This is a genomic window from Mesorhizobium sp. M0496, assembly GCF_040321205.1.
Lineage (GTDB): Bacteria > Pseudomonadota > Alphaproteobacteria > Rhizobiales > Rhizobiaceae > Mesorhizobium.
On the sequence record NZ_JAMYRC010000016.1, the window covers coordinates 51,585 to 68,880 of the forward strand.

Consider the following 17,296-nt stretch of genomic DNA (forward strand, 5'->3'; position numbering starts at 1 on the left):
GCGGGTTAGAATCGGACAATGTCCAGGATATTTGGTCGTAAGCCCTGCTTCTACCACGCTCGTGTGCGAGGTGCTTAGCGCACGTGGGAGAAGTGTCGCAGACTTTGGTGATAATAGCCCAACTTTGCACAGTAAGGCGCCCCGAAGTCACATTCGGACTAGCACTCGATCTTCATCGTAACCGCCTAATTTGCGCCGATCCGCTTCGGCCGACCGCTGCCGCGATAGAGGGGCCATCCCGAAGACGTCCGCTTTGCGGACCAACAAGCGGGGGTCGTCGCGGATTATCACGTCCTGCCGCTTCAGGTCGATCGTGATCGACGTGCTCGTCTCCGGAAACGGCTGGCGCTTGGCCGTGAGAGAAAAGAGTGTCGTGCGACGGCGCAATGGGTCTAGCCGGACGATATGCTCGTGGTCGATGTCACCCGAAAGGTGCACCGCGCACCCCACGTAGCACCTGAGCACACCCTCTAGGTCGACGACGCGTCTGCTGTCGATAACCAGGCGACCATCCTCGTCGATCGCCCCGAGGCCGTTATCAGCGGCGCGGCGCATGGCGGCTGCGGTCCGCTGTGGATCCGCAAGAGCATGAAGGTATTCGAGCGTCTGCTCGGCAAATTGCTGCTGACTGCCGAAGTGATGGCGGATGTCCCGCACCATTGACGGGCTAGGACGGGAGGCCGATCGTGAGCCGTTAAGGAGATTCAACGCCTGGTGAACCAGCAAGTCCTCACGACGGTCGGTTGCCGCCCGTTCGAACAGCCGCTCGTCGATGCGAGTGCCCTGGCTGACGCCTTGCGCTCTGGCGAATGAGACGCGCTCCGCCGCAAGCAGATCATGCACATCGGACGGCACTTCGTCGGGATGAGGCAGCCGCCCGCGCTGCAGCGCGAACTTAGCTATCGCGTCGATCGCATTCCCTATCCTATCGGGAAGATCGGGTTTGGCGCTGAACACTTTTGCCCGACGGTCGGTCCGGTATTTGCTCGTGGATGTCCGCCGCCCACGACGTCGTTCGAGCAGGAAGTCCTGCTCGTCCTCAGGTGAGCGGAACAGCGCGAAGATGCCAGGCGCCAGGGCGATCGGGTCCACTCCGGCGGTTTGGGACAGGACCACTTTGAATTCAGACTGCTCAAAGTACTTCTGGAAGGTGCCGCGGGCGGTCAGGTAGCCATCCCCAAATCGCCGTAGGCCGTCCACGGGTGCTGCACCGACGATCAGAACCGAGACGAGCAATACACGGCGAGCGAGCTCCCACGCCGCTTTGAGGGCGACCACCCGCTCGGCCGGATCCTCGATCACGTTCAGGACAAAGCCGAGGTTGACGATCTCGGCATCCTGCAGGCTTATTCCAGGCGCGAAGTGGGGATCCCATCCGGTGGCTTCCACACCCGCTACGGCGAGCGCCCGAAGGTCGTCGCCCTGCCCGCACCCATAGTCGAACACCGTGACGCCTGGCCGGATGAGGCCGTGCCGCACGGCGAGGGACATGGGCTGCGACAACGTGTGCCGTACCATCGCGGTGCGATGACGATAGACGGTCGCGCTGGTCATGCGGGCACCACCTCATCCCCAACGACGGCGAGGCCCGCCTGAGCGAGCCGCTCGGTCCACGCCTTGTGTCGCCCGATGGCGTGGCTGTCCTTGAACATGCCCTTCGCCACGAGTTTTCGAGTCCTCTCGGTCCACCGGGCCACCCGCGGATCGTGCGGCATCAGCAACTGCTCCTTGCGATGGAGCACCAGCGGATTGTTAGATCGGCTGAAGTCCGTCCGAGTGTGACGGCCTGTTGCAAGGTCCACGCGCGTCGAAGCGATCAGACACGGGAATGCGGCGATGTCGAAGTCCTCGTACTCGAGCAGTCCGACGACATCCCCTTCGACCCGGGCAACATTCCACCGTGGCGGACATGCTGCCGCAACCGCTTGGTCGACCTTCGCCCGCGTTTCTTCCGCCAGACCGTCGATCGCCTCGCGGTGGACGTATAGCGCGCCACGGACGAACTTTCCGAGCGCCATCTACCCCCCCGCTTCCTGGCGCGCCTCCAGCCACGTCGCGATTACGGCGTCGGCCAGCTCCTCAACCTCGTCGTCGCCGATAAACGGAACCTGCAGATAGATCTTGTCGTCGGTGTCGAGCTTGGCGATCAGATGCCCCTTGCCGAGCAAGCGGTCAGCACCTGCCTCGCCAAGGGCGATCCGCGAACTTCCCTCGTCGCCTAGGCGTAGGATCATCTTATTGCCAAGGTTCGTCCTCAGTTGCATAGTCATGACGTGGTTGTCGGCCCTCTGATATACCATGAAGAGATGGAAACCGGCGGCACGGGACTTGGTCGCAATTTTGTTAATCAGGCCATCGACCACCTTCTTGAAATCGTCGTCCTGCATCCAGTTGGCGACTTCATCGAAGAATATTACTATGCGGGGCATCCGCCGGCCGGGCGGCATCTTGCGGTTGTACTGATCAATGTTCCGGCAGTTCTCCCGGCTAATCTCGTCGTACCGCCGGTCCATGTCGCCGACCAGCCGTTCGAGCAGCCGCATCGCCTCTTCTTGGTCGTCGATGATTCCGCCCTTGAGGTGCGGCAGGCGACGGGCCCAAGCGTAGTCGACGCCGCGCTTGGGATCGATCAGGTGCATCTCCAGCTCGCCCGGGCTGTTGAGCGCACAAAGATCGAGCATTAGGTTAGTGACGAGGATACCCTTGCCGCTTCCGGTTGTGCCCGAAATTAGGCTGTGGGGGGCCGCACGTTCCTGCGCGATATAGGAACTGGCCAGCGGCAGGTAACAGAGTGTGCCGTCATCCTCTTTCTCACCGAGCAGCGGCGAGGTGCGTTGAGCTTCGACCGGATCCGCCGCGCGCCTAAGCCAAGCATCGGCAAGGTGCAGAATCGCGCGTGCTGGCCGGCGCAGTCCAATGGCGATCTGACCCGGCATAGGCGATATGCGGACGATGTCGAGGCCGTAGCGCGTGAGCAGATCTGTGCGCTTCCGCTCAAGCCAGGCCACCGTCAGGGTACGGCCACCCACGTACACAAGGCCCGTATTAGGAGTGAGCCGCTGACCCATGACTGGTGCGTCCATACCCTCAGCCTGCAGTGCCGCCCGCAGCGCGTCGATCTGCCCGGTCAGCCAGGTGCGGCCTTCCGCCTCGTCGCCAGTGTTGCGCAGACGGTCAAGGACTTTCATGATCTGCGGGCTCCAGGGGCCAGCGGCTGCGCGCGGCTCGTCCGCGACTTTGACATCGTCCGACTCGGCGGTTGCTTCACCGCTCGTCGGCGAAGGCTTGTTGGGTTCAGGTTCGGGCGTTGGTGGCGGCGGTGCATCGCCCGACGGCCTATTGCTCCCATGGCTCGAGTTACCTTGCGGCGTCGAAGCCACCTTCGATTCGCCAGATTCGGCTCCCGTGTTCGGCTGAGGCCAGCCAGCTGGTACGTGAATCATTGCGGGCAGCGTGTCGTTCGCGAGGCCCCGAAGAGCCTCAGCCGTCTCTGCTCTTGAGAACACCCACTGAGCTAGACGTCGGCGTTCCGCAATCACTTTTGCCTCGTCGGGTAGATGGGGCATCGGCTCGAAGACGGTGTCGAGCTCGTGGCTGAACACCATCGAATACCCGTCGACTGAGATAGGGAACGTGCCCTCTCGCAACCCCTCAAGCCATCGGTCCTGTCCGATCCCGCCGACCTGGTCGAACGGTTCCATATGCTCAAGGACCATGTCCGCGAGCCGGTGCCGCCATATGGCGGGATCTAGATTGGCCGAACCGCCGAGCAGGCGATGGTTGAGCGCCGTCCACGTCGCTTCGAGCTGGCTGGCCGAACGCTTCCGGTGGTCGGAGATGCCGTCCTGGCCGACATACTTGGCCTCGGCAACCACAACACGAATCTCTGGTCCATTCGCACCGACGGCTAAGTCGATTGCGAGGATGTCGGCCATCTCGCCGGTCAAATCCAGCCACTCCCGGTAGTCGTCAAGGAAGAACCACGCGGTCCTGTTCTCGCGATGCACGCGGAGCAGGCGGTCGAGTTCGCGCTGGGAGAGCACGAGGCCGAGGAGTTCGTGCGCGTAGTTAGCCCACTGCGCGCCACGCATCACCACACCGCCCGAGAGCTGTGCCGCGCGTGTGAACAGCTCGTGGCGAAGAGCCGACAACGTGTCTGAGTCCAGCCCCTGGAGCAGGACGCCGACGTCTGTGTCGATGCAGTCGCCGAGTTCGCGCTCGGTGATCTCGGTCGACACGATGACGTTGTGCGTTGATCCCGGCACGCTGAAGTAGCGGATAATGCGGCGTTCGTCGGTGGCGATCAGTCGCCGATCCGCGACGCGGTCGAAGGTCATCACCCAGTTGCCGAGCTTGTGGGCCTTGGCAAGGATCTGGCTGACCTCTCCCGCCTTGAACTCGACTTCCTGGACGGGCAGCCATGGTTCCGGGTTGGTCGCCACGTCCCGCATCATGATCGTGCGTAGCGCGTCGACGTATATCCGGCCAGCGAGTGGCTGCCTCGGCGCGGTGAGGTACAATGCGGAAGTTGTGTTCCCTTTCCGAAACGGACGCCGCTTCGAGCGGGCCGTCGGGACGAAGGTGGCGATTTCCTCACTGGTGCCGTCGTCGAACCCCTTCGTCCAGCGCACCTTGCTGCTCCGCGCGATCACGTCCTGCAGTACGACGACGTCGTTCGCCTTCTGGCTTTCCTGCGCGAGCGTCTCGGGGCTAAAGATTCCCACGCGCAGGCGCGACAGAAAGTTACGGGCTGCCTCGCTGGCGAGGCTGGTGTCGATCTCGTGACTTATGCGGCGGTTCTGCCGCTCGTAAACCTGGCGCAGTCTAATCGGGTCGTCATCAGTTACCACGAGTTCGCATCTGATCTCGCTATCGTCCTCGACGCGCCTCGACAGCCCGTTGGCCATGGCGAGTGGAAGGTTCTCGGAATCGGCGTTGAGAATCACCACCGAGAAGTTTGCGCGCTCATGTGGGCGAAGCTTGAGGTATTCGTCGGCAACGCGGTCGAACGCCGCGATAGCCGCATCTGCAGGTTCGTTGGTAACACCGTGCTGCATGCCGCCAGAAATCGGCTCCAGCAAACTATAGCCCATGATCGCCTGGGTCTCGGCGATAAGCTGAGCATCGAGGCCAGGCAACAAGGCAATGTCGCCATAGTATGTGCGGCCGAGCGTTGCGATTCGGTCACCGACGAAATCCTCTATCCCGCTCCGCTGTTTGGGATCGCTCATAACGACTGCGGTCATGGCGTCTGCCAGCTGGCGGGCCTTGGCGCCAATCTCAGCGAGCCGCAGCGGGTGCCAGGCAGTCAAGATGGCCGATGGCGTCTCGCCCTCGACGGTGATGAGCCCGATGCTCACCAGCGGCGAGAGAAGGTCCCGGATGCATAGCTCCTGCGGCGCTATGGTCATGACGCTTCGTAGCAGGTCGCCGTAGAGTTCGGCTTGGAGCAGTATCTCCTCGGCCCCGATGCCGGTGCCACGCACTAATGCATCCAGCGCGGCTCCGTAGGATGCCACGAACGCGTCGTATGCGGAACGAAGTTCCTGCCCCTGATCTGGGGTGATTACACCCTGGTCGACGATGGCAGCGAGTGACCTAGGCCAGGTGATGTCGATCCGGTTCTCCTCGCGCCCGGGGTTTGCGAGCAGGCCTTCACTCTGTTGAAACGCGTCCGATACGGAACTTCGCTGCGCGAGGTCAACTGTGCTTGGCGCTGCGCTGCGGCTTGCCCGGTTCTGGTGGATGCGCCCGGAGATCAGATGGGTCGGCTGCGCTGCGTCTTGCCGGCGGATCTGACGCAGGTCGATCGAGAGCGAGAGGCCGAGCGCCTCGGCATGCGGCTTCCAGATCATCTGCGCGCGATTGGCGTGCGGCTTGCTCGATCTGTCCTTCAGGACGGCCTCAAGCTCTTCGGGGGTGACGAAGAAGGCTTCGAACTCAAGCTCGGTCGCAGCCTTTCCACTACTCGTGTTCTCTTCTGCGACGTTCTGCTCCCAGCCGTCCTCCCAGCATCGCCCGAAGTCGAGGACGGTGTGCGGTGCGAGCAGTTGGAGAAGCCCGCAGTAGCGGTCTCGCAGATAGCGCAGGATGCGCGTGTTCTTTTCCGATGCCCAGAAGTCCATCTTCTCCGCGTTCCGGAGTCTGATGAACAAAACGCGTTTGACATCGTCACCATCGGCGTCATCCGTCTCAGGGAAGGCGCGATGCGCAAGGCGCAGCATACCTTCCCCGAGGTCTCTCGTCTCGATCGGAGCGCGGAAAACCATTCGCTCCCACCGTTTGTAGAGCTTCGGATCCGTTTGAAGCCGTGGACGATGCCTAGCGAAGAAGTCATCCACCAACTCGGAAGGCTTGAGATTTTCCTTCGCCAGATCTGCGAGCAGCTCGTCCTCCACTGCCTTCAGGGTTCCCGGATACTGACGATCAAAGAACGACTTCGTCTCGCCACCGAACGATTGCTTCGGCTTGCGCTTTGCGTCGCTGAAGAACGGCTCAATGCGATCCCATCCGAGTTCGGAAACCGCTTGCTGGCTCGGGGTCCACTGACCGTCATGGACGCCTCGATCTGCGACGAGTGCCTGCAGCTTGTCATGCACATCGTCGTTGAGGGTACCATCCCTCTTCATGTCTGCCAGGCGCTGGCGCAGCTCGCCCCTGTTGAGCGGGTCGCCGTCCTTCGCGCGCAGGTAAATCGCCGGCTGCGCATCTTCGACAATCTTGCGGAAAAAGCGCGCTGCCGTCTCTGGAGATTCCGTAATCTTCATACGCGGATCGCCACTGTCGCGCGGAAGCCGCAGTGCGGGCAGCGCTGCGCGGACGGCGTTCTCCGGCGCGAGGCCCTTGTCAATTAAGTAGAAGACGACGCGCGACACGAAGTTGCCGATGGTTTCTGCGTCGTGTGCGACGAACGCGCCGAGCACGCCGTCCAGCACGTTGGTGAATTTATTGCGGATTTCGTCAGAACTATGCTTAAGAGCCGCCGCCGACCAGATCGCAGAATTCTGCAGTAGCCACGCCTCATCGATCTTCGAGTTGTGCGCCAGCGTTGGCTCGGTCGCCTTCACCATATCCGGCGGAACGGTGCAAACGGTTAGCTTAATTCCCGGGGTGGCATGGTTCCGGTGCCAAGGCGCTGTCTGGTCGGAGACGATCGCAGGCGATATGTCGCCGACCGCGAGTTGAGGATGGACGAAGACCTCGACCCCACCACCGTGCTCGGCGGCGTCCTTCGCTACGCTCTTCGCGATAGCGCTCGTAATCGCGGCGTCCATTCCGATGATGCAGTAGAACGCCCTGCCGTTCGACGAATCCCGCACCTCGGAGAGACGGCGTGCCGCGACCTGCCCGATCAGTTCAAGCGTAGACAAGTTGTGCTGCTCCGCTGGTCGTCGTGGCGTTGTGGAATGGGTTGATGACAAAAGCGCAGTCGTCGGACTTCCGATCAAGAAAGCCGAGCACGCGGAGCCTGTCCTCGAGCCGTCGCTCGTTTTCCTTCAAATCTGCGAGCGGCGCTGGAAGGGCGCTTGTCTTCACGTTGAAGGCTACGCGCACCTCTTCCGGGCCGACGACAATATTATATCTCGTCATCAAGCGGTGGAGAAAGTCGCCGAACTCCATCGGTGTCGTGATGTTGGCCAGCACCAGTGCCTCGAGAAACGCGTCGCTAGGCGCATACCAAGTGCCCGAGCTTCGTTGCGCCCTGAGCATCCCGATGTGTTTCGCGTGGTTCGAGAAGGTGGAGGTGATCGAATGCCCCTTGCTGTTCTGTGCCTGTGTGCGCAGCTCCGCCAGCTGTTCCTCGGGCGGTGGCATCCAGTCGGGATTGGGTGATCGGCTAGGCTTCCACCGGAAGCGCGTGGCGAGGAGATCCATCGCTTCCTTCCCGCCAGCCGCACTGGCCAGGACGGCACTCCAGTGATCGGAATCCGCGAAGGCGTCGATGAAGGCGCCGATCGCCTCGATCTGCATCGACCGATGGCGCTTGAACTGGTTGGCGGAAAGCTTGCGTATGGGGTTGTTGCCGGGCGCCCCGAGAAGGTCAAGGAAAAACGGCGGTACCGGGACGTTGTCGCCGATGGTCTCCTGGGCGCGTTCCAGGATGTAGAGGATCTGCATCAGCCCGCTAACGCGCTCCAGCGGATCGAGTAGGCTCTCGACCGGGATGTTCCGCAGCGACAGCAGGGCGATCCAATCCTGAGCAAGGCGGTCGTAGCTTGAGGCGCTGGACATCGGAAGATATCCGATGTGCGTGTCACCAACCGATGCTGTCGTCGGTCCTCCGATACGGCGCGCCAGTCGGTTCCAGGGGCTTCCAGAGTTGAGCAGGCGCGTCTCGATCAGACGGCCGAGCTCGTCTCGCAGCGATGCGCGGTTAAGCATCAAGTACAACATCTCGCCCGTGCGCCGCATAAACTTACGGTCGAGCGAATTCTTGTCGTTGACGTCCGCGAACAGCATGTCGGGGCCGAGCGGTAGGATGTGCCGTGACGTCCACCGCTTCGCCGACTGGGCCTCAATCTCAGCGGTACGCAGGAGCTCGACCGACCGCGCCATCTCGCCAAACGTGTCAAACTCATCTTGGAGATACCCGAGCTCGAGGCCTGTATAGTCTCGGCTGACTGTCTCTAGCCATCCATGCCAGCGCGCCTTCTCATCGACCGACTGGCCGTTGGCGATGCGGATAACCTCGCGATCGCGGAACAGCATGTGCCGAAGCTCGTTGTTAAGCCGGAGTCTGTAGGTAATGGCCTCGTGCTCTGCCGACGTAACGGAAGCTACGGCCGTAAACACGGGGTCACCCTGTCCCTTGCGGTGGAAGCAGATGTGCAGCGCCTCGACCACCGTGAGCCAGGGGGATTGGTCATCGTAGAACAGCAGGCCCCAGATCGCGTACTCGCACCATAGTTTCACGCTGGAGAGGTTCTGGGTCTCGGGCACCCGAACGGCGCCTTCGGCGAGCTGCAGGAGCTGATTCCGAATTGTCATCAGATCTCGATTCTGTTGGCTTGAACTTCGCCCTGGGAACCGAGCGACAGCATGCGCACGACCTCTGGGCTAGGTTCGTCTTCGACATGCATCGCGCGGATAGAAGCGGTAGCCACCAGCGCGTAGTGGCGTATCTCCTGATGACATTGCCGGGAGAAGCTTGCGGGCAAGCTGCCGTTCGCCACGCGCATCAAGTACTCGAACAGAAGCGGCCGCAGATCCAGCTGCGGCATCTTCGACTGCTCCCAGAGCTTGGGAACAGCGACGCCGAGGGAAGGCCGTAAAGTGACTGGATCGCGTGACAGCTTGACCGAGAGGTTGGTGGAGGAGGTGCGGTCGACGGCCTCGACCGTCGCGACGCGCCCGGACGGATCGTCCGTCTTACCGATCGTGCCGGACAGCCAAAGGTGGTTGTCGTCCGACGCCATCATGCCCGTGAGCGCTCGGTTGAGCCCACGCACCAGGTGACGGGTGAACACGTCGGTGACGTCCCGTCCTGCATTGGCCTCAAGGGCGTCCAACAGCCCAAGATACTCTCCACCATGATGGAAGATCGTGAGCCGCCAAGGTGTCGCCGCCTCGAAGTTCGAGTGGTCGGGAAACAAGAAGAACGCACGTCGGCGCTGCGCCTCGAGGCCGCGGCGGAAGTTTCGGATCGCCACATCGCCACCACCCCCACCGAGATACTCTCGCCGAAGGGGGTCGAACAGGTTCGAGCCGTACGTCGGCTCCTGCCCGAATAGGGTATCGTAGAGCTGCTTAGGCTCGCGCTGGACGAGCATCGCGTCCACCAGGTTGTTGGTCTCAAACCCGACGCCGAGGACCTCGAAGATTCCAAACACGCGATTCGCACGGCGCCGGTCATCCCGCAGGTTGCGACCCATCGCGTTGTTGTATGGGTTGGTGCTGCCATAGTCACAGGCTGCAGCGCGCTTTTTTGCAGTAGCGCAGTCTAGCAGTGGTCGATCGGCGTTCTTCGCGTCGCCGAGGATGATGTTCACGACGAGAGTCAGCAACTGCCGAATCGGCACATGCTGATCGTTGGCCGCAGCTAAACGGAGGGACTCGCGTAGCCTGCGGCGGAACGAGGACGGCACCCCTTTGGAATCCATCAGCAGCGATCGGTTCAGCTGAATGGGACAGGGGTTGTTGCCAGTAGCGACTGCACATCCGGAGCAGGTGCTATCCCAGTCGGGATGGTCGAGGACGGCGTCGAAGATGGCGTCTACGGTCGCGCTGCTCCACGTCCTGCTGAGGTTCATGAGCCGCAGCGATACGCCATTGGCGGTCTCGCTCTCCGCCCGCAGCATTTCGGTTATGTGTTCATGCAGCATGCGATAGCGTTCCGCCTCGGGCCCTCCAGCCCGCGCGGCGTCGCGGAAGTACTTCAGCAACTGCCCGTCGTTCGCGGCCACTAGATACAGGCGCTCGTCAGCTTCTCCGAGAAGGGAGCTAGCGAAGCTAGCGAGCTCGGCAACTTTCTCGCTATCCGATATCTCGCTCAGGTCGCGGATGACGCGGAGTTCCCTGCCGTCAAGCGTCGTGATCCGAAGCACCCCCTCAGCTCCAGGCCAGCCAATCAGGGCGGCCGGGTAGTGGTCCTCGAGGAACCGCCGGATGTGGTAGGTCTTCCCGTCCCCGGCCGTTCCTGTGAGGATGACGTTCCTTGCACCGTCGCCGGCAAGCTCCGCAGCGATGTCTTGAAGGCGTGGAGCCTGCGTGCTGATGCTGGCGATGCCGTACTCGCCCTCGGCCAGCCGCACGTTCTCGTCGCACAGGCTGTCGGACGTGGCCACGGGCCCGTATGTCGCAAGGAAGTCTACCAGCCTGTTAGGGACCTGCGCGTTCATCAGAGATGGCAGACGGCACAGCCGTCCTCAGCCTTCGACCGGACTGCCCGGCGTGGCATATTCTCTACGTCATCCAGTGAGCGGCCGTCGACCCAAGTATACTTGCGACCCTTCTTCATCGTCTCGTACGCTTTCGCCTTCTCATATAGTTCCGGGTGGCGCTCCTTGAGCCCCTGCCATTCGCCGATCTGCTGGTAGAAACAAAAGTAGCAGCCCGAACGGCTGCGCCACTCGTAGTAATCCGGCAGGCCCAGGCCCGCACTGTCGAGGATCCGTCCGACCTCCGCGATGTCGATCGCGTCGTCGCGGTACGGATACACGGGCGTGATATTAGGCTTTTCCGAGATTACGACGGGTTTACTACCGGCCGTGCCGGTCCCGAGGTAGCCAGCTCGGTTCTCGTCCGCGCGGATGCCGATGTAGGAGTACGCCCTATCGCCGCCGATGAAGCGCTCAAATGGGGCGATCTTCATTATCCGCGTGCACCACCTGGCGCGTGGGCTGGGAAGGAAACCCGCGAAGTGTTCAAACAGCGCCACATCGAATGCCGTGCGCCCTGGCTTCTCTGCCACGTCGAACATCTCCATCGCTGAGACGCGATGTATCCTGACGCCGAGGATGTTCTCAAGTCGGTCGAGATAGCTGATAGTCTCGGGAAGCTCGACGCCGGTGTCGGAGAATACGTATTCGAAATTCACCTCAGGGTTTCGTTGCTTAAGGTATACCGCAAGCGCGGACGAGTCCTTGCCGCCAGAGACAGGCACGATGTGTCGCGCCTCAGTGTCTTTCACTGCGTCGTCGACGTTGGTGGCTAGTAAGCTCATCTTTTTCCCCCCGAGGCCTGTAGGCTGCGAACCTGACTGTCTTCGGTCTCGTCGATTTTAACAAGCATTCGAGTGAGTTCTTCCACTCTGGCCTGTACAATTGGCCTCAGCGCGGCCGTGGGGGTCTCGGTATCAAGAGCGGCCGCCTCGATCCGCTCCCGTGCGTCGCGCAGGGCCGACCTGAACTGCGCCGAAGTGCGATCGTCCCACTTGTCTAAACTGCGCTGGAGGAGAATGGAACTAAGAGCGTTCGCGAGCGACTTGGGTGAGAAGCGGCCATTTACTGCCTCGACGGCCTTCCGTAGCACAGCTCGGTCGACGATGCGGAGGTCGTCGCGACGGTCGAGCGATCCGGCGTCGAAACAACCCGCCCATGCTGTCACCGCCTCTAGTGGATCCATGCCGAGATACGTGGATCGAAAGCTTTCCGCGATCACCTCGACAGCTTCCTGCGCGAATTCGTCGCGAAGATGATCGATCTCATTCCTCGCGATCTCAAGCTTCGCGATCAGCGTCGGGGAGGCTTGCTTGGCACCAAGCGCTGCGGGCAGGGATTCTAATAGGAGCTTCACGGGGTCAGAGGTGCTTCCGACTGTCCGCAGCAACCCTTTCGAATACAGCCCTAGCTTTTGCGAGCGTCTCGACCCGTCGGGAACGGTGAGTAGCCAACGCATCAATGCATCATAGGCGAAGCGCACGAGTTCGTCGCTCGCCGTTGGCCGCTCGTGCGCGAAGATATAGGCGATCTCGGCGAGGTACTCACTCAGTTCCGGCGTGGGGTCTAGGACCTGCACGCAGAACCCGTTCGGATTCGACACCATGTTGTCGAACTGGAAGCCTAGCGTATCGGCGACGTATTGGCCGTTGTCGTAGAGCGCCACCGCGCGGGAGAAGTGCTTGAAGCCTGCAGCCATCAGTACCGGAATGACGGCTAGGGGAACGCCCATCGGTGCCGATGCCAAGGTCGACACGAACGTGTGCAGGTTCCGGTACGGGCCGCTGTTACGGCCGGTTGGCACCCGGAAGAAGTCGGCGATGCGTAACCACACTTCCTGTAGGCCTGGATCAGTGATTCCGTCGGGATCAGCGAAGCACGTTGATCCTGCGGGTCGAAGCCCTGTGTTTTCGATGACAGTGCGGTATATCGACCCTTCCGCGCTACGATCGCCTTCCTCATAGCCCAACCGCACTCGATCGGAGCGTTCGAGGATCGACCCGACGACGCGAACGCGCGCCGTCTGCATCGTGCGCGACGCAGTGCTGCGCATCAGCTGCTCGTTCGCAATCGTCGGTGTCTTGTGGAACCATTGACTCAAAAGGCGCGACGCCGCCATAGAGCCTGGCCGTTCCGGCGAAATGTCCAGGCGCTGACCCAGGGCATACCAGCTCGCAGCGGTGGCGCGGGGATCCAGCAGTCCCCGTAGAAGGGTAGCCAGCTCCTCGAATGCGACCGACTGGAGTTCGTCGATCTCTGTCGTCACCATCGGATCCGAAGCCACAAATTCCTTGTCGGCGCGAAGTGCCTCGATCGATGTCAACTCTATCGCGGCACTTTCTGCAGCGAGCGGCCTGTCGGGAATCACGATGATCGCCTGCATATTGGACTTCTTCGCCAGCTTCTGCGCGGCCGCGATGTCAGTCTTGTCCTCCGCAAGCACGTAAATGATTGTGTTCTCGGCGCGATCACCGTCTTCAAGCAGCCCCGCTAGTTCGTCGACTGAGGCGTAGCGTCCGATCAGAAAGCGGTTCACGCCGAATTCTGCGTTATGTCTCGGTGCACGAAGATGAGGCGCGGGAAAACGGTCTTCTAGGAAGGACCGGAGATCGAACGCGCTCGATCGCCGCTCCCGTTCCTCGCGTACGCGGATCGCAACGTCGACGTCGGCGCCGTGCCAGACCGCCACGTCGTCTGTGTGCCGGCGCCAGAGCAGTAACTTGGCATTAAGCAGCTCGTCGACCGCGACCGCGACCTCTGCGGTGGGGAGTTCTGTCTCGGCCACCGCTAGCTGGAGAACGTCGCGTGGAAGGCGCTGTCGTACGCCACTGGTTCCCAGCTGCAGAAGGCAGGCAGCCGCCAGGAGCATCCGCTTGAGCGCGGTGTCCGCCCTCGATCGCGCGCTTTCGGTTTCGATCCAGCGCCGATAGGTACCGCCGATGCCCACGTCGGTCCGCATGGCGTCCGAGAACGCCGTGTACACCGCCTCAATGTCGACCTTGCGCGTTAGGTCTATCTCACGCAGGAAGGAGAATAGGCTGCGTTCATTTTGCCCCACACGGGCGACCAGCGTCGGCAGCACCTGCAACGCTCCGGCTGATAACGGCCTGACGTCGTCAAGTATCGCACGCACCTTACCTGCATCCTCGATGCCGTCGAGCCACTTCCACTTGACTACCTCGTCAGCAAGGGCCTCAGTAACGGGAGCCATGATATCTGCTATCTTCGGCGGACGCATCTCCGAGACGACGTCGGCGATAAGTCGGTAAAACTCCTGGCTGTCCTCGATCATCCGAAAAGGTCGGAACCTCCCTTCGATCTTGCGCCACTCGCTACGCGAGGTCTCGTTCAGGCGTGTGGCATATGCGAGGAGGTTCTGGTGGAGGAGCAGCGTGAGGCTCATAGTGGGGCCAGATGCACGCGCCACGCGTTCAGCGAGACGCTGGACGACGTCTAGTTCGCCCGACCTCCCATCAGCCACCAGCCCTTCGAGATGTCGGCCGAACTCATCCCATATGATCGCGACATGATTCCACCCGCCGTCGCGCATCGCTTTGCCGAACCCATCGAAGGTCTTTGGCGCCTGAGCCATTCCAAACGCCTCCGCGAGCGCGGCGGTCGGATCGTCGACCATCCCCGACAGGACGATGACGCGTCCCTGAACAGACGTCGAGATGCGGTGGCGCAACGCCTCGCCGACTGTAGGATCGACTTGATCGGTGCGCTCCAAAACGGCGGCGAGCGCGCGGCGGTCGTCAGCCGAGTTGCGGACCGCCAACGCCGCGACACCCGCAGCCAGGCTCTTCCCGCTACCATACGGCGCGATGACCATCGTTGTGGAACCGCGTTCGGCTACCGCGGTGATGATGGGAAGCGCACGGCGGGTCGGACGATAGTGCCCGAACCGGTCAGGATGCTCCAGATCCTCGATAAGACTGAGCGAGCGGAAGAAGTCAGCGCCAATCATGCTCCCGCCTCAAGGCGAAAGTAGTAATCGCGAAGCCACTGCTCGATGGGCCTTATCGTGGCGCGCAGATACCGCTCTCCAGCGAGCGTCTCGACGACAACTCCCTTTGTCCACATGGCACTGGCTGCCTTGCCGACCATCTCGTCGACGGCGTCAAGTCCGGCGCAGAAAACGCGGCCTGGTCCGAAGCGGAGCGTCGCAAGTTCCCGCAGGGAGACTGCATCTTTGCCGGTTTCCTTGGCCAGTAGGGACGAGCAGGCGAGGAAGGCCTCTGCCGGCAGGCCGACTGGTGTCCGAGTGCGCTCGTATCGCCGCACGAGTTCATGACGAATGATGAGACCCAGTTCACGGAACGGACATGCCCCGACATCGTCGGGATCAACGACATCAACCCCCGGTCGCGCGCCATAGGCGCTCAGAAGGCAGGCCACGTCCTTGATCGCCATTGCCTCACTTGCTGGTCGCATCGCCCTGGTGCGGGTAAACTGGAGAAAACCTTCGACGCAGGCAGCGCGATCGAATATGCGCTCGGAATAGTCGTTAAAGAACCAAGACCAGATCGTGCCCTCGCGCGTCGCAAGAGCGAGATGAAGGAACCACCAGGTGCCTGGCAGCTCACAATAGGGATCATGGGCGATTACGAGATCCGCGATCTCTGACGGCACGCGCCCGGTCCGGGCCTCGCCCTCGGCATCGCGCGCCAAGCCGGTAGCCTTGAGCCAGAAACCTAGCGACTCGACCATCTTTGAGCCAAGACCGAGATCGTCCCCAACGTCTGTACTGGGATGGAAAGCTCCATCCTGACGCATGCGCGACAAGCCTTTTGGCAGCCAGCCGTAACGCACGGGGAACGTGACGTGCCCGCCATAAGAGAAGCGCATCAAGTTCGTGTCCACGCGACGCTCCTCAGGTGTTCGACCGAACCGGCAATGATCAATGCCGCGTCGTCGATCTCTGTTTCTGTATTCAGCACGGAGAGCGAGAAGCGGACTGTCTCAAACGCCTCGCGCTCTGCCAGCCCCATCGCGATCAGCACGTGCGAGGGTTCTGGCCGCCGGCTGGCACATGCCGAACCCTGCGAGGCCGCGACACCGCGACTGTCCAGCTGTGCGATCAGTGACATCCCGTCAATCCCAGGAAACCTCACGCTGGAGATGTTGGGCAGGCGTTCCGCAGCGGCTCCAAGCCTTACATCAGAGATCGCGGCGCGAAGTGTGGCTTCCAGTCGATCGCGCAGCGCCTTCATTTGGTCTACGGATTTGCTCAGCCCATCAGCGCGCTTGTTGCACGCTGCCCCGAAACCGGCGATCAGGGGAACGGCCTCGGTGCCGGCTCTGAGCGCGCCTTCTTGATCGCCCCCGACGAGCAGGGGTACGAGCGACACGCCTCGCGATGCCGCCACAATTGCACCTATCCCCATGGGCGCATGCAGCTTGTGCCCCGAAACTGTTACCAAGTCTGGACCGACGCCCGGAGAAAGATCAATGGCCAGCTTTCCGAATGCCTGCGCGGCATCTGAGTGGAACGTGGTCATTGGACGTGTCGCCAGCAACGCAGCGATTTCCTTGACCGGCTGGATCACGCCGGTCTCACTATTCGCGTATTGGATCGAAACAAGAAGCGGCCCCCGTGCCCCACTGACCAAGGTTTCAAGTCGGTCGAGGTCTACGATACCCGCACGATCGACTGGAAGGTAATGGAGGGTCGCTCCGATCGACGAGGAGCGCTCGGCCGCGCGGAGCACCGACGGGTGCTCGACGGTGCTGGTGATGACTGTAGTCGCGGCAACGCCCGCAAAGACGGTGTTGTTAGCCTCGGTGCAGCCGGACGTAAAGGTCACGCTCTCCTCTTCCGCGCCGGTTATCAGGGACAGCACGCTGTCGCGCGCGCGCGCGAGGATCGCGCGGGAACGGTCTCCGAGCTCATGGGCGCTCGCCGGATTGGCCGCGCCGCTGCGGAGCGCGGCGATAACTGCTTCGATCACTTCCTCAGTGGGTGCAGTGTTCGCAGCGGCATCCAGGTTAATCACCTTCGCGGTGCCGGACGCCGAAAATTCATTACCGATTTCGATGTTTAGCACTTCATCCCGCCATCCCCCGAACGTTCGATGGCTCATAGGATAGGCCTCTAGCACCGCCAACGATCTATCTGCGCCAGTAGTCACGGTGCCGCTTCGACGATTCCGTGATCTAGGAAGATATCAGGGATGGTCTCGTTCCTGCAACCGTTAACCGGGGTTTGGAATGTTATGTGAGCTCCGTCCCCGGACGAGTTGAGACCCGGGGTCGACCGGCTCTGCAATCGCGGCGAGAGATCATCTTTCGGGAAACCGACATGGCTCGAGCAAAGCAAGCCAACCTTGACCCAAGTGCGCCGCGTCACTTTTCCGCCTTATGTTTGACGCCTGCTATTCCGGCTGCGATCGCCAGCCTTCGCCTCAGGAACGCCTGCA

General features: G+C 61.8%; 9 protein-coding genes. All 9 read right to left on the reverse strand.

Going from position 1 to position 17,296, the window contains the following annotated elements; all coding sequences use genetic code 11:
- Positions 1-147: 147 nt before the first annotated feature.
- From NKI73_RS16010 to NKI73_RS16050, 9 genes are read right to left on the reverse strand one after another with little or no spacing between them, the layout of a single operon-like run.
- A complete protein-coding gene (locus NKI73_RS16010) occupies positions 148-1,554 on the reverse strand; it encodes a DNA phosphorothioation-associated putative methyltransferase (protein WP_352631249.1) in 1,407 nt (468 codons plus the stop codon).
- Positions 1,551-2,018, reverse strand: a complete 468-nt coding sequence (locus tag NKI73_RS16015; RefSeq protein WP_352631251.1) for a class I SAM-dependent methyltransferase — start codon at positions 2,016-2,018, stop codon at positions 1,551-1,553. Before NKI73_RS16015 ends, NKI73_RS16010 begins: the two co-directional genes overlap by 4 nt.
- Positions 2,019-7,370, reverse strand: a complete 5,352-nt coding sequence (locus NKI73_RS16020; RefSeq protein ID WP_352631253.1) for an FtsK/SpoIIIE domain-containing protein — start codon at positions 7,368-7,370, stop codon at positions 2,019-2,021.
- On the reverse strand, positions 7,357-8,988 hold the full coding sequence (locus NKI73_RS16025) for a hypothetical protein (RefSeq protein WP_352631255.1): 1,632 nt from the start codon (positions 8,986-8,988) through the stop codon (positions 7,357-7,359). The genes NKI73_RS16020 and NKI73_RS16025 overlap by 14 nt, the downstream gene beginning before the upstream one ends.
- The gene (locus tag NKI73_RS16030) at positions 8,988-10,784 is read right to left on the reverse strand and encodes a hypothetical protein (protein ID WP_352631257.1); all 1,797 of its coding nucleotides are present in this window, start codon (positions 10,782-10,784) and stop codon (positions 8,988-8,990) included. Before NKI73_RS16030 ends, NKI73_RS16025 begins: the two co-directional genes overlap by 1 nt.
- 53 nt (positions 10,785-10,837) lie before the next feature.
- Positions 10,838-11,662 (reverse strand): phosphoadenosine phosphosulfate reductase family protein, encoded by an 825-nt coding sequence (locus NKI73_RS16035; RefSeq protein ID WP_352631259.1) that lies wholly within the window; start codon positions 11,660-11,662, stop codon positions 10,838-10,840.
- Positions 11,659-14,844, reverse strand: coding sequence for a hypothetical protein (locus NKI73_RS16040; protein WP_352631261.1), 3,186 nt, complete (start codon positions 14,842-14,844; stop codon positions 11,659-11,661). Before NKI73_RS16040 ends, NKI73_RS16035 begins: the two co-directional genes overlap by 4 nt.
- Positions 14,841-15,740, reverse strand: a complete 900-nt coding sequence (locus NKI73_RS16045; RefSeq protein ID WP_352631263.1) for a DUF4007 family protein — start codon at positions 15,738-15,740, stop codon at positions 14,841-14,843. Before NKI73_RS16045 ends, NKI73_RS16040 begins: the two co-directional genes overlap by 4 nt.
- Positions 15,725-16,960, reverse strand: a complete 1,236-nt coding sequence (locus tag NKI73_RS16050) for a cysteine desulfurase family protein (RefSeq protein WP_352631265.1) — start codon at positions 16,958-16,960, stop codon at positions 15,725-15,727. The genes NKI73_RS16045 and NKI73_RS16050 overlap by 16 nt, the downstream gene beginning before the upstream one ends.
- Between the last annotated feature and the right edge of the window lie 336 nt (positions 16,961-17,296).

What these genes read in the sequence shown, in the direction of transcription:
- NKI73_RS16050 (WP_352631265.1), bottom strand. Translation starts at nt 16,960, where the DNA reads ATGAGCCATCGAACGTTCGGGGGATGGCGGGATGAAGTGCTAAACATC.
- NKI73_RS16010 (WP_352631249.1), bottom strand. Translation starts at nt 1,554, where the DNA reads ATGACCAGCGCGACCGTCTATCGTCATCGCACCGCGATGGTACGGCAC.
- NKI73_RS16025 (WP_352631255.1), bottom strand. Translation starts at nt 8,988, where the DNA reads ATGACAATTCGGAATCAGCTCCTGCAGCTCGCCGAAGGCGCCGTTCGG.
- NKI73_RS16015 (WP_352631251.1), bottom strand. Translation starts at nt 2,018, where the DNA reads ATGGCGCTCGGAAAGTTCGTCCGTGGCGCGCTATACGTCCACCGCGAG.
- NKI73_RS16040 (WP_352631261.1), bottom strand. Translation starts at nt 14,844, where the DNA reads ATGATTGGCGCTGACTTCTTCCGCTCGCTCAGTCTTATCGAGGATCTG.
- NKI73_RS16035 (WP_352631259.1), bottom strand. Translation starts at nt 11,662, where the DNA reads ATGAGCTTACTAGCCACCAACGTCGACGACGCAGTGAAAGACACTGAG.